Consider the following 13,149-nt stretch of genomic DNA (forward strand, 5'->3'; position numbering starts at 1 on the left):
CGGGCGGCGCTCGTCAGACGGTGGGCGTACCCATCGCCACGTCGTCGACCCGGATGTTGATCTCGGCGGCGCGCAGTCCGTACGCCTCGATCGCGGACGCCACAGCGGCCCGCACCTCGTTCGTCACCTGCGGCACCGGGTGGCCGGCATCGATCACGAGGACGAGGTTGACCACTGCCGACCCGTCGGTGACGTGCGCCGAGCAGCCGCGCCGCGCGTCCCCGACCTGGTCCAGCCCGACCCGGTCCAGCACGGCGTTGAAGAAGCGGGCGATGTCGCCGCCCAGCTCGGCCACCCCGGGCACCGACTTCGCGGCGGCCACCGCGATCTTCTCGACCACCTCGTCCGACACCGAAGTGCTCCCGCCCGCGACCACGCCAGGTGTCACCGGCAGCTCCTGAGTAGCGTCGTGCTCCACGCGTCCCACCCTCCCTCGTCCGGGGGAGCGTACATCGACCGTCGATCATGGAGTTGCGGCCCCGACAGAAGCCGCGAAGCAGGCGCCTCCGGGGCCGCAACTGCAAGATCGCGGGGTTGTGGGGTGGCGTGGGCCCGAGGTTCGGCGAGCGCCTCCCGTCACGCGAGATCGGCGTTCCGCCAGGTGGGAGCGGTGGAGATCTTGGTACGAAAGGGCCCCTATGGGGGCCGTTTCATACCAAGATCTCGGCGGGAGCGGGGCGGGGCGGGGCGGGGCGGGGCGGGGCGGGGCGGGGCGGGTCAGGAGCCTAGCTGGGCCAGCAGCTCGTCGGCCGCCGCGTACGGGTCGATGGCGCCCTCGGCCACCTTGGCGGCGAGCGTCGGGAGCTGCGTACCGTCGCGCAGCGAGCCGATCCGCGCGCGCAGGACGCCCAGCGCGATCGCCTCGATCTCGGCGGCGGCCCGCGTCTCCCGGCGGCGGCGCAGCTCGCCGTGGCGCTCCAGCCAGTCGCGGTGCTTGTCGATCGCGGCGGCGATGTCGTCGATGCCCTCGGCGCGGGCGGCGATCGAGCGCACCACCTGCGGACGCCACTCCCCCGGCCCGCGCTCGCCGAGCGCGATCATGCCCTGGATGTCGCGGACCGTGGCGTCGGCGCCGTCCCGGTCGGCCTTGTTGACCACGAAGACGTCGGCGATCTCCAGGATGCCGGCCTTGACCGCCTGGATCGCGTCGCCCATGCCCGGCGCGAGCAGCACCAGCGTGGTGTCGGCGAGCGAGGCCACCTCCACCTCGGCCTGCCCGACGCCGACGGTCTCGACCAGCACCACGTCGCAGCCCGCGCCCTCCAGCACCCGCACCGCCTGCGGCGTGGCCGCGGAGAGCCCGCCCAGGTGGCCCCGGCTGGACATCGAGCGGATGTAGACGCCCGGGTCGGTCGCGTGGTCCTGCATCCGGACCCGGTCGCCGAGGATGGCGCCGCCGGTGAACGGGCTGGACGGGTCGATCGCCAGCACGCCGACCCGGTGACCGCGCGCCCGCAACGCCCGGACCAGCTCGTTCGTGGTGGTCGACTTGCCCACCCCGGGCGAGCCGGTCAGGCCGACGACCTGGGCCTGCCCGGCGTACGGCGCGAGCGCCGCCGCGACCTGCGGCAGCACCTCGTCGCCGGACTCGACCAGGGTGATCAGCCGGGCCACCGCGCGGGGGTCGCCCGCGCGGGCCCGCTCGACAAGCATGGGTACGTCCCGGCTGCGGCGCACCGGGCCGGTGGCCGCCGCCGGGGCGTTCTGTACGTCACTCACAGGTATCAGCTATCAGCTCTCGTCACCGGTCGGCACGTGGATGATCAGCGCGTCGCCCTGCCCGCCACCGCCGCAGAGCGCCGCCGCGCCGGTGCCGCCGCCCCGGCGCTTCAGCTCCATCGCCAGCGTGAGCACGAGCCGGGCGCCGGACATGCCGATCGGGTGGCCGAGCGCGATCGCGCCGCCGTTGACGTTCACCTTGTCGGCATCGACGCCGAGGTCACGGGCGGACTGGATACCGACCGCCGCGAACGCCTCGTTGATCTCGATGAGGTCGAGGTCGTCGATGCTCAGGCCGCCCTTCTTCAGGGCGTGGTTGATCGCGTTGGACGGCTGCGAGTGCAGGGAGTTGTCCGGGCCGGCCACGTTGCCGTGGGCGCCGATCTCGGCCAGCCAGGTGAGCCCCAGCTCCTTGGCCTTGGCCTTGCTCATCACCACGACCGCGGCGGCGCCGTCGGAGATCGGCGAGGAGCTGCCGGCGGTGATGGTCCCGTCCTTGGTGAAGGCGGGGCGCAGCTTCCCGAGCGACTCGGCGGTGGTGTCCGGCCGGATGCCCTCGTCCTCGCTGATCACCAGCGGCTCGCCCTTGCGCTGCGGGATGACCACCGGGGTGATCTCGTCGGCGAAGTGGCCGTTCTTCTGCGCGGCGGCGGCGCGCTGGTGGCTGGCCGCGGCGAACGCGTCCTGCTCCTCGCGGGTGATGCCGTGCTTCGCGCCGTGCCGCTCGGTGGACTCGCCCATCGAGCAGCAGTCCCAGGCGTCGGTGAGGCCGTCCAGCGCCATGTGGTCCTTGACCGCCACGTCGCCGTACTTGTAGCCCGAGCGCTGGCCGAGCAGCAGGTGCGGGGCGTTGGTCATCGACTCCATGCCGCCGGCCACCACGACGTCGAACTCGCCGGCCCGGATGAGCTGGTCGGCCAGCGCGATCGCGTCCAGCCCGGAGAGGCAGACCTTGTTGATGGTCAGCGCCGGGGTGGACATCGGGATGCCGGCCTCGACGGCGGCCTGCCGGGCCGGGATCTGCCCGGCGCCGGCCTGGAGCACCTGCCCCATGATCACGTACTGGACCTGCTCGGGCGCGACGCCGGCGCGCTCCAGCGCCGCCTTGATCGCGATGCCACCGAGCTTGGTCGCGGGGAGGTCCTTGAGGTTGCCCAGCAGGCGCCCCATCGGGGTCCGCGCGCCGCTGACGATCACCGAAGCCATTGCCTGCCTCCGAGGGGGTGCCGACCTGTACGCCTTAACGATTGTTCGGTCAGACTAGCGTCATGGCTGAGAACTCCCCCGTCGAGCCCGCTGCCGAGTTTGTCACAGACATCGGGCTGCGCCGCATCGACCACGTCGGGATCGCCGTCGGCGACCTGGACGCCGCGATCGACTTCTACCAGCGCACCTTCGGCATGCGCTGCGTGCACACCGAGACGAACGAGGAGCAGGGCGTACGCGAAGCGATGCTGGCGGTCGGGCCGGACGCGTCCGGCGGCATGGTGCAGCTGCTCGCGCCGCTGTCCCCGGACACCACGATCGGCAAGTTCCTGGACAAGCGCGGCCCGGGCATCCAGCAGGTCGCGTACACGGTGGCGGACATCGACGTGGCCTGCGCGGCGCTGCGCGAGCGTGGCGTGCGGCTGCTCTACGACGCTCCGCGGCGCGGCACGTCGAACTCCCGGGTCAACTTCGTGCACCCGAAGGACGCCGGTGGCGTGCTGATCGAGCTGGTCCAGCCCGCCTGACGCGCAAGGAAGGGCCCCTTCTTAACAGACGTCTGTTAAGAAGGGGCCCTTCCTAACAAGTGGGAACGCGCGCGGCAGTGCGCGCTTGCACGTTCCCACGTACACCTCCACGCATCGGCCGATGCAGTTTTTCACAGAGGGGTTCCTGCTTTAGCTACCGTTAAGTAACGTCCGCCCGAACAGCAGCGGCGACCGGTGCCGAATGTGTCGATTGCCGACATGGCGGTCCCGTCGCACCGGCGCCGACGATGGCAGCACCCCTGCCCGCGGTGTGCGGGTGCGGACAAACGGGAGGTCACCGTGCAGGACATCCTCGAAGCGATCATGGCGGCGGAGGGTTCGTCGCAGCCGGAGCGGGAGCTCGCCGGGCTCGCCGGCCTGCCCGTGCCGGAGAGCTACCGGGGCGTGGTGGTGCGCGCCGAGGACACCCGCATGTTCGAGGGCATGGCCACCCGCGACAAGGACCCGCGCAAGGCGCTGCACGTGCAGGAGGTGCCCACCCCCGAGCTGGGCCCGGGTGAGGCGCTCGTCGCGGTGATGGCCAGCGCGATCAACTACAACACGGTGTGGACGAGCATCTTCGAGCCGCTGCCCACGTTCAAGTTCCTCCAGCGCTACGGCCGGCTCTCCGAGCTGACCCGCCGCCACGACCTGCCGTACCACGTGGTCGGCTCGGACGCCGCCGGCGTCGTGCTGCGCACCGGGCCGGGCGTGACCAAGTGGAAGGCCGGCGACGAGGTGGTCGCGCACTGCCTGTCGGTCGAGCTGGAGGACTCCGCCGGTCACGACGACACGATGCTCGACCCGCAGCAGCGGATCTGGGGCTTCGAGACCAACTTCGGCGGCCTGGCCGAGCTGGCGATCGTCAAGGCCAACCAGCTGATGCCGAAGCCGCGCCACCTGAGCTGGGAGGAGGCGGCCAGCCCGGGGCTGGTCAACTCCACCGCGTACCGGCAGCTCGTCTCGCACCACGGCGCGAACATGAAGCAGGGCGACGTGGTGCTGATCTGGGGCGCGTCCGGCGGCCTCGGCGGGTACGCCACCCAGATGGCGCTCAACGGCGGCGCGATCCCGGTCTGCGTGGTCTCCTCGCCGGAGAAGGCCGAGCTGTGCCGCAAGATGGGCGCCGAGCTGGTCATCGACCGTACCGCCGAGGGGTTCAAGTTCTGGTCCGACGAGCAGACCCAGGACCAGGACGAGTGGCGCCGCTTCGGTGAGCGCATCCGCGAGCTGACCGGCGGCGAGGACCCGGACATCGTCTTCGAGCACCCGGGCCGGGAGACGTTCGGCGCCAGCGTCTACGTCGCCAAGAAGGGCGGCACGATCGTCACCTGCGCCTCCACCAGCGGCTACATGCACCAGTACGACAACCGCTACCTGTGGATGCACCTCAAGCGGATCGTCGGCAGCCACTTCGCCAACTACCACGAGGCGTGGCAGGCCAACCGGCTGGTCGCGCTCGGCAAGGTGCACCCGACCGTGTCGAAGACGTACGCGCTGGAGCAGACCGGCCAGGCCGCGTACGAGGTGCACCGCAACGCGCACCAGGGCAAGGTCGGCGTGCGGTGCCTCGCCCCCGCCGACGGACTGGGCGTCCGGGACACCGAGATGCGCGCGCGGCACGAAAGCGCGATCAACCGCTTCCGCGGTCACTGACCGTACGGTCGTCCCGGATTGCCTTTCGGACGACCCGGGCGCCATTCGACCGGCGTACGCACAAAGGGCCGTGGGTGCCGAACCCGCGGCCCTTTTCGCGCCGCCTTCCCCGCAGAAGCCCGACCCGCCCGACCCGCCCGGGAGCTGCCAAGATCGCCTATTGGTCCGGTCCCGCCGGGCGGCCGAGTTGACCATGTAAACAGGACGCGAAAGGTGCCGACCGCTCTTGCGAACCACCCTGGGGCGTCTGCCAGTATGTCCCAATGCCCCAGCAGCAGTCCTCCCCTCTTGCGTTCTTCGATAACGCGAACTCACAGCCCGATTTCACCGTTGGCCTGCGCGGTTACAACACCAACCAGGTGGACGACTTCATCGGCCGCCTCACCGCCGCCCTGAGCCAGTCCGAGCAGGCCCGCGCCGAGGCCGAGCAGCGGATGAACGACGCTCAGCGCCGGCTGCGGCAGGCCGAGCAGCGCCAGAGCGCGCTCGAGCAGAAGCTCACCGAGACCAACAAGCAGCTCGAGGAGAACAGCCGGCCGACCCTGTCCGGCCTGGGCACTCGCGTCGAGCAGATCCTGCGGCTGGCCGAGGAGCAGGCCAACGACCACCGCAACGAGGCCAAGCGCGAGTCGGAGGGCATCCTCTCCGCCGCCCGCCTCGAGGCGCGTGAGATCACCGACAAGGCCCGCGCCGAGGCCGCCGCCATGAAGGCGACCGCCGAGCGCGAGGCCGGCAGCGTCCGTACCGCCGCCGAGCGCGAGGCCGCCGAGGTCCGGGTGCAGGCCCGCCGCGAGGCCGACACGCTGCGCGCCGACGCCGACCGCGAGACCAAGCAGCTGCGTACGGTCACCGCGCACGAGGTGGCCGAGCTGAAGTCGACTGTCGAGCGCGAGGTCGCCACGCTGCGCGCCACCGCCGAGCGGGAGATCACCCAGCAGCGGGCCAAGGCCGCCCGGGAGGCCGAGGAGAAGCGCGCCGAGGCGACCAAGCTGCTCACCGACGCGCGCGACAAGCGCGACAAGGACCTGCAGGCGCTGGAGCTCCAGCTCGCCGAGCGGCGGGAGAAGGCCGAGCGCGAGGAGTCGGAGCGGCACGCCGCCCAGGTCGCGCAGACCCAGAAGCTGGTGAACGAGGCCGAGCAGCGCGCCCGCGCCGCGCAGGAGCGGGCCAAGGAGATCGAGCAGCGGGCCGAGGCCCGCCGGGTCGAGTCCGAGCGCACCGCCAACGAGACCGTCGACAAGGCCAAGGCGCTGGCCGACAAGACGCTCAACGAGGCGCGCGCCGAGGCGCAGCGGGTGCTCAACGAGGCCCGTACCGAGGCCGAGCTGACCACGCAGGCGGCCCGCCGCGAGGTCGAGGACCTCACCCGCCAGAAGGACGCGGTCACCTCGCAGCTCGGGCAGATGCTGTCCGGCCTGGCCGGCATCGTGCCGGGCGTGCCGGCCGGCGGCAAGGGCGACACCCCGAAGGCCGACGCCTCCGGGCAGAAGGTGACGGCCGAGTCGGCCGGCTGACCGTTACACCCGCTGTCGGGGGCATGAGCCACGGCGCGGGGTGACACCGGGTGACCGGTGTCGCCTCGCGCCGTCATGCTGTGCGGGCCCGTTTCGCCGGGAGGGTGAAGTAGCTCCCAGAAGGGGCGTCCGTATCGCCCCAGCAGAGCCGGATGCGTGTGAGGATGGGGTCATGTCGCACGGCGAGGAACTGTTCGCGCTCGGCGGGGACGTGACGACGGAGCCCAGCTTCGAGTCCGCCCTGCGGGGGTACGAGAAACGGCAGGTCGACCGCTACGTCGCTCGCGCGGAGCACGAGATCGCGGCGCTGACGACCGAGCGGGAACAGGCGTACACGCAGATCCACAAGCTGGCCGGTCAGGTCGAGGTGCTCCAGCGCGACCTGGCCCAGGTGCGCAAGCAGGCGGCGGTGGTGGACCGGGCGTCGTTCCGGCACCTGGGCCCGCGTGTCGAGCAGATCCTCACCATGGCCGAGGAGCAGGCCGACGACATCCTCGCCGCCGCCAACGAGGAGATCGAGGCCCGCCGGGCCGCCGCCGAGCACATCGTCGAGGAGGCCCGGGAGCAGGCCGCCCAGGCGTTGAAGGACTTCGAGATCGCGCTGGCCGCCCGCCGGAGCGAGGAGGAGCGGCACACCGCCGCCCGCAAGGCCGAGGCCGAGGCCACGCTGAAGGCCGCGAAGGACGAGTCGGCGACGCTGCGCAAGAGCGCGCAGGACGAGTCGGAGAAGATGCGCGCCGCCGCCCGGGACGAGGCGGAGAAGCTGCGCCGGACCGCCCAGGACGCGCTGGCGAAGGCCCAGCAGGAGGCCACTCAGCTCCGCGACACCGCCAAGGAGATCCACTCCCGGGCACAGCAGGAGGCCGCCCGGCTGCGCGAGACGGCCAAGGAGGCGCTGGCGAAGGCCCAGCAGGAGGCGAACCAGCTCCGCGAGGCGGCCAAGGAGGTGCACGCCAAGGGCCAGCAGGAGGCCAAGCGGCTCACCGACGCCGCCGCCGAGGCCGGCCGGGCCACGCACGCCAAGGCGCTCGCCGAGGCCAAGAAGATCGTGGACGACGCGGAGGAGGCGGCCAAGGCCACCCGCGGCCGGGCCCGCACCGAGGCCAACCGGCTCACCACCGAGGCCGCCGAGGCCGGCAAGCGCAACCGCGCCGAGGTCGAGGCGTACGTGCAGCGCATGCGCACCGAGACCGAGGCGTACGTGCAGCAGTCCCGCGCCCAGACCCAGCAGGAGCTGGGCGCCTGGCGGGCCGGGGTGGAGAAGGAGGTCGCCGAGCGGCGGGACAGCGCCGAGAAGGAGCTGGCCCAGCGCCGGGCCGCCACCGAGCAGGAGTTCGCCAAGCGCCGCGACGAGCTGGACAAGCAGCACGCCAAGCGGCAGGAGGAGCTGGAACAGGCGTACACCACGCGCCGCGACGAGATCGAGCGCACCGCCGCCGACGTCCGGCAGGCCGCCGAGGCCGACGCGCTGAGCATGCGGCAGCAGGCCGAGCTGGAGGCCGCCGAGCTGCTGCGCCGGGCCGAGGCGGACGCCGGCGCGCAGCGCCGCAAGGCCGACGAGCACGTCGCGGCCTCGCGCCGCCAGTTCGAGGAGTACGCGGCCACCACCCAGCAGCACCTCGCCACCACCCAGCAGCACCTGGCCGCGACCCAGCAGGAGGTGGCCGCCGGCCGGCAGCAGCTCGCCGGTGTGATGCTGGAGATCGCCAAGGCGCAGCAGGAGCTGGCCGACCTGCGTACCGAGACGTGGAAGTCGCGGCAGGAGTCCGACGACCTGCAGCGGCAGCTCGCGGATCTGCGGCGCGACGCCGACTCGGCCGGCATCACGGCCACCCCGGTCGACCCGGACGACCTCGCCGCCGCCTCCACCGGCCGGTCCACGGACGACGGCACGCCGGCCGCCGAGGGCACGTTGGTCACCAGCGGCGCGGAGAGCGCCGGCGACACCCCGGCCGGCGGAGGTGCGCCGGTGGCCGCGAAGGGCACCGCCACCGCGGTCCCCAACGGCGCCGGGCCGGCCACTGGTGACGGCGAGCCCGCCGAGGCGGGCAAGGCGAAGCCGGTCGGCGAGCCGGTGACCACGATGGACTCCCCCGGCGGGGCGGGCGTCGACGGCGAGCCCACTGTTGCCGCCGTGCCGGGTGAGGGCGGGCGGGGCGCCACCCCCACGAAGATCACCAGCACCGGTGAGAACGGCAAGCGCCCGACCAAGCCGACCACCGACGAGCGCAGCGCCAAGCCCAGCACGGTGACGGTCGACAAGGACTGACCCACCCGCCGCACCCGGCGGGACGGCCCGGCCGGAAGCGGTGGTGGGATGGTCGGGGCGGACGGCGAGGACTACCCTGCGGGCAGAGGGCCGCGCGTCGGCCGTGGACGGCACCGGCGGGCGAGCCGGCAGCGCGGAAGCCGGGAGGCACGGGTGTCGCAGGAGGTCTCCGCCGCCCCTGATGACGAGGCGGCGGCCGTGAACCCTACCGGCGAGGCGGAACCCGCGCGCGACGCCACGACCGCCGTCGGCAACCCGCGAGCCGGCACGGACATGGGCAGCGAGCGGCCGACCGACGTCGAGCCGGCCGAGTTCGAGCCGAGCGGCCGGTTCGGCGTGCCGGGGCGCCCGCTACGGCGCAGCGCCTTCCTGATCGGCTTCACCGGCGCGCTCGGCGTGCTGCTGGCGTACGCGCTGTTCCTGGGCGTGCGGAACGCGGCCGGCATCCTGGTGCTCGTGGTGATCGCGCTGTTCCTCGCGGTCGGCCTGCACCCGGCGGTGGTCCGGCTGCGCAACTGGGGCCTGCCGCGCGGGCTGGCGGTGGCGGTCGTGACACTCACCCTGCTGCTGCTGATCGTCGCCGGGCTGCTGGCGCTGGTGCCGCCGGTGGTGACCCAGTCCGGCCAGTTCATCCAGCAGCTACCCGGGTACGTCGAGGAGCTGCGCCGCAACCCCACTGTCAACGACCTGGTGATCCGCTACGACGTGATGGAGCGGGTCCAGGCGGCGGCGAACGCGGACAACGTCGGGCGGGCGCTCGGCGGTGTGCTCGGCGGCGCGCAACTGATCTTCGGGACGCTCTTCCGCCTGCTCACCGTGCTGGTGCTGACGATCTACTTCCTGGCGTACTTCGACCGGCTGCGCGAACTCGGGTACGCGCTGGTGCCGCGCTCGCGCCGGGAGCGGGTCCGGCTGATCGGCGACGAGATCCTGACCCGGGTCGGCGCGTACATGGTGGGCGCGCTCGCCATCGCGGTGCTGGCCGGGGTCAGCACGTTCGTGTTCGCGCTGGCGGTCGGCCTGCCGTACCCGTTCGCCCTGGCCGTGGTGGTCGCGGTGACCGACCTGATCCCGCAGATCGGCGCGACGCTGGGCGCGGTGGTGGTGACGCTCGTCGGGCTCGCCACCGACCTGCCTGTGGGCATCGCCTGCCTGGTGTTCTTCGTGGTCTACCAGCAGGTGGAGAACTACCTGATCTACCCGAAGATCATGCGCCGGGCGGTCTCGGTGAACGAGGTGGCCGCGTTGCTGGCCGCGCTGCTCGGGGTGGCGCTGCTGGGCGTGGTGGGCGCGCTCATCGCGATTCCCACGGTGGCCGCGTTGCAGCTGATCCTGCGCGAGGTGGTGCTACCCCGCCAGGACGCCCGCTGAGCCGTTACTCGGCGCGCCGCTGGGCCGGGCCGGGCACCGGGGTGTCGGCGAACGCGGCGACAGTGCGGTCCGCGTACGCGCTGACGTCGCCGGTCTCCATCGGGCCGTCCCAGGTGGTGGGCAGCGGCAGCGGTACGCCCGGGGCGACCCGCCGGACGATCTCGTCCAGCACCTTCTCCGCGTCGCCGACCCAGAGGTGCTTGGCGCCGTCCACGCCGACCACCTCGGCCTGCGGGACGGCGGCGAACCGCTGCCCGGCCTCCTCCGGCCGCAGGTAGTCGTCGAACTCGGGGACCAGCGCGGTGAGCGGCTTGCCCGTCTCGGCCCAGACCGCCAGGTCCTCCGGGGCGGAGTAGCGCAGCGGCGGGGAGAGCAGGATCGCGCCGGCCACCGCCGGGTCGCAGCCGTACTTCAGCGCCAGGTCGGTGCCGAACGACCACCCGACCAACCAGATGTTCGGCAGTTCGTGGAACTCGGCGTACTCGATCGCGGCGGCCACGTCGAACTTCTCGCCGACGGCGCCGTCGAAGGCGCCCTCGCTGGTGCCGCGGACGCTGCTGGTGCCCCGGGTGTTGAACCGGAGCACGGCCAGGCCGGCCAGCGCGGGCAGCCGCCACGCCGCCTTGCGGAACACGTGGCTGTCCATCATCCCGCCGTGGGTGGGCAGCGGGTGCAGGCAGACCAGGGTGGCGGACGGCTCACCCTCCAGCGGCCGGGCCAGCTCACCGACGAGCGTCAGCCCGTCGGCGGTGTGCAGCTCGATGTCCTCCCGGCGGCCGGGCAGGATCGACGACGCGCGAATCGGAGTGCTCACGCCTGCCAGTCTCCCGCGTCGGCGGCCCGGCCGCCCAGTGGGACGGGAACCGGGTGATCCAGATCGCTCAGCCGTAGCGCGGGGCGCCCCGGCCGCGCTGGAGGTTCGGGCCGCGCCGGTCCCGGGCCCGCCAGCAGCCGGAGTGCCAGTGCCGGCGGTCGGTCAGGTCGCCCCGGTCGTCGGCCGGCCAGGCCACCAGGTGCGCCACGCCCGGCCGGATCTCCTGGTCACAGCCGGGACAACGGTACGTCTTGACCGATGCGCCGCCGCTGATCGCGCGTACCTGCCAGTCGCCGTCGCGCCACTGCTGCACTGTCGGTACGCCGTGGCGGGCACGCTCGCCGTCCAAGGCGGCGATCTCGTCCCGGCGGGGGCGGTTGCGACGGGGGCTCACGGTCACCAAGCGTACGGGCCGCCGGCCGGACCGGCCCGAGCGATCTTGGTACGGGTACGCCCTTCCAAGGGCCGTTCCGTACCAAGATCGCTCGGGTGGCCGGTCAGGGCCAGGTCTGCGAACGGGTGAGGTCTGCCGCCACCTTCGCTCCGGTCAGCACGGTCGCCGCGTCGGCCTCGGTGAAGTTCACCTGCCCCGGGGGTCCCTCGCCGGGGAAGGGCCAGGCGAAGTCGACTGTCAAGCGCACCTTGGGCAGGCCGAGCAGTTCCAGGCGGTTGCCGTTCGGATAGCGGAAGCCCGGGCGGCCACCCAGGTCACGGTTGCTGGCGCGGCCCTTGTCCTCCCCCATCTCCGCCCCGTAGATCAGCCGCAACCACATGGTCGAGGAGGGCGCCCGGGCGACGGTGAGCTGAACCGTGAGGCTCTTCGGAAAGGCGGCCGCGTCCACCGCGCATGCCGTCACCGCCGCGTTCGCCGGCAACGTGGCCAGCCGCACCGGCCCGGTGCATCGCCGGGCCTCGTCCCAGCGCACCAGGCCGGCGACCCGGTCCAAGGCGGCCACGTCACCGCGAAGCGTGGCGGCCCGGGCGTAGAGACCGGGGAAGGGCTGCCATGACTTGACCAGACCGTCGGTACCGGCGACGCGCAGCACGCCACCGTCGAATTTCAGCCGGCCGCTGACGGCCTGCACCGGGAAACCCTCGATCGAGGTGTCGTCGAGCGCCTTCGCCATCGGGCTCACCTCGAGCAGGACCGGCTGTCCGCCGTCGGCGCTGAACCGGATCGACTCGACCGCGTTCGAGCTGTGGACGGACCAGCCCAGATAGCGGGCCCGGGTGGTGTCGACGCCCAGGTGCAGCACCTGCGGATCGGTACCGACCAGATCGGGACGCTGAAGCGCCCCGGGCACCCCGTCGGCGAGCGGCGGCACCGGGGGTGGCGCCACCTCCGGCGTCGCGGCCGTCCAGGGCATCCGCTCGGCCAGCCCGCCCACGTCCGCGCGTACCACGCCGACGAAGCCGAGCACGCCGACCAGGGCGAGCGCGGTGCCGGCGGTGAGTCGGCGGCGTACCTGCCGGCGCCGGCCGAGCGCGCGCGAGCGGCGCAGCAGGCGTCCGGTGTCTGTCTCCCCCTCGGCGTGCTCCCGCAACACCGAGACGATTCGCTGGTCGAGGTCGGTCACAGCCGGCTCCCCTTTGTCATCGGGACGCCGCAGCGCTCCCGGAGGTGGGCGAGCGCCCGCATCGCGTGGGTGCGGACGGTGACCGGGGAGCAGTCGAGGATCTGGGCGATCGTGGCGTCGTCCAGGTCCTCGTAGTAGCGCAGCACCAGTACGGCGCGCTGGCGGTCCGGGAGGGCGCGGATCAGCCCCCACATCTCGTCCCGGTCCGCCGCCTCGCCGCCGAGGTCGCCGCGTTCGGGCCGGTCGGCGAACGTGTCGACGGCCAGCTCATGGCTGGACCGCCGCCGCCACCAGGACGTGTTGGCGTTGACGAGCATCCGGCGCACGTACACGTCGGGCCGGTCGGCCCGGGCGATCTTGCGCCAGTGCACGTACGCGCGGGCCAGCACGTCCTGGGTCAGGTCCTCGGCGCGGTGCGCGTCGCCGGTCAGCAGCCGGGCCAGACGCAACAGAGCCGGGCCGCGGCTGCCGACGTACTCCTCGAAGGTCACACCTC

General features: G+C 72.9%; 12 protein-coding genes. 5 read left to right on the forward strand and 7 right to left on the reverse strand.

Annotated elements, in window-relative coordinates:
* Positions 1 to 13: 13 nt before the first annotated feature.
* The 3 genes from A4R25_RS20925 to A4R25_RS20935 all read right to left on the reverse strand — a co-directional run bounded on the left by A4R25_RS20925 (position 14) and on the right by A4R25_RS20935 (position 2,925).
* Positions 14 to 418, reverse strand: coding sequence for an Asp23/Gls24 family envelope stress response protein (locus tag A4R25_RS20925; RefSeq protein WP_030503875.1), 405 nt, complete (start codon positions 416 to 418; stop codon positions 14 to 16).
* 299 nt (positions 419 to 717) lie between these two features.
* Positions 718 to 1,653 (reverse strand): methylmalonyl Co-A mutase-associated GTPase MeaB, encoded by a 936-nt coding sequence (gene meaB / locus A4R25_RS20930; RefSeq protein ID WP_240925857.1) that lies wholly within the window; start codon positions 1,651 to 1,653, stop codon positions 718 to 720.
* 78 nt (positions 1,654 to 1,731) lie between these two features.
* Positions 1,732 to 2,925 (reverse strand): acetyl-CoA C-acetyltransferase, encoded by a 1,194-nt coding sequence (locus A4R25_RS20935; protein WP_043328737.1) that lies wholly within the window; start codon positions 2,923 to 2,925, stop codon positions 1,732 to 1,734.
* A 62-nt stretch (positions 2,926 to 2,987) separates the two neighbouring features.
* Between A4R25_RS20935 and mce the strand changes: the two genes are divergently transcribed.
* The 5 genes from mce to A4R25_RS20960 all read left to right on the forward strand — a co-directional run bounded on the left by mce (position 2,988) and on the right by A4R25_RS20960 (position 10,262).
* Positions 2,988 to 3,452 (forward strand): methylmalonyl-CoA epimerase, encoded by a 465-nt coding sequence (gene mce, locus A4R25_RS20940; RefSeq protein WP_064447814.1) that lies wholly within the window; start codon positions 2,988 to 2,990, stop codon positions 3,450 to 3,452.
* Between the two features lie 300 nt (positions 3,453 to 3,752).
* Positions 3,753 to 5,108 (forward strand): crotonyl-CoA carboxylase/reductase, encoded by a 1,356-nt coding sequence (gene ccrA, locus A4R25_RS20945; RefSeq protein WP_043328733.1) that lies wholly within the window; start codon positions 3,753 to 3,755, stop codon positions 5,106 to 5,108.
* Between the two features lie 263 nt (positions 5,109 to 5,371).
* Positions 5,372 to 6,622, forward strand: a complete 1,251-nt coding sequence (locus A4R25_RS20950) for a DivIVA domain-containing protein (protein WP_043328731.1) — start codon at positions 5,372 to 5,374, stop codon at positions 6,620 to 6,622.
* A 172-nt stretch (positions 6,623 to 6,794) separates the two neighbouring features.
* On the forward strand, positions 6,795 to 8,891 hold the full coding sequence (locus tag A4R25_RS20955) for a hypothetical protein (RefSeq protein WP_064447815.1): 2,097 nt from the start codon (positions 6,795 to 6,797) through the stop codon (positions 8,889 to 8,891).
* A 273-nt stretch (positions 8,892 to 9,164) separates the two neighbouring features.
* Positions 9,165 to 10,262, forward strand: a complete 1,098-nt coding sequence (locus A4R25_RS20960) for an AI-2E family transporter (RefSeq protein ID WP_197494949.1) — start codon at positions 9,165 to 9,167, stop codon at positions 10,260 to 10,262.
* A gap of 4 nt (positions 10,263 to 10,266) precedes the next feature.
* On the opposite strand, the gene A4R25_RS20965 is transcribed toward A4R25_RS20960, so the two are convergent.
* The 4 genes from A4R25_RS20965 to A4R25_RS20980 form a co-directional block, all read right to left on the reverse strand.
* A complete protein-coding gene (locus tag A4R25_RS20965; protein WP_064447817.1) occupies positions 10,267 to 11,076 on the reverse strand; it encodes an alpha/beta hydrolase in 810 nt (269 codons plus the stop codon).
* A 67-nt stretch (positions 11,077 to 11,143) separates the two neighbouring features.
* The gene (locus tag A4R25_RS20970) at positions 11,144 to 11,476 is read right to left on the reverse strand and encodes a hypothetical protein (RefSeq protein WP_064447818.1); all 333 of its coding nucleotides are present in this window, start codon (positions 11,474 to 11,476) and stop codon (positions 11,144 to 11,146) included.
* 97 nt (positions 11,477 to 11,573) lie between these two features.
* The gene (locus A4R25_RS20975; protein WP_064447819.1) at positions 11,574 to 12,653 is read right to left on the reverse strand and encodes a hypothetical protein; all 1,080 of its coding nucleotides are present in this window, start codon (positions 12,651 to 12,653) and stop codon (positions 11,574 to 11,576) included.
* A complete protein-coding gene (locus tag A4R25_RS20980) occupies positions 12,650 to 13,144 on the reverse strand; it encodes a SigE family RNA polymerase sigma factor (RefSeq protein ID WP_064447820.1) in 495 nt (164 codons plus the stop codon). The genes A4R25_RS20975 and A4R25_RS20980 overlap by 4 nt, the downstream gene beginning before the upstream one ends.
* Positions 13,145 to 13,149 lie beyond the last annotated feature (5 nt).

Source organism: Micromonospora sp. NBRC 110037 (assembly GCF_001652995.1).
Classification (GTDB): domain Bacteria; phylum Actinomycetota; class Actinomycetes; order Mycobacteriales; family Micromonosporaceae; genus Micromonospora; species Micromonospora chalcea.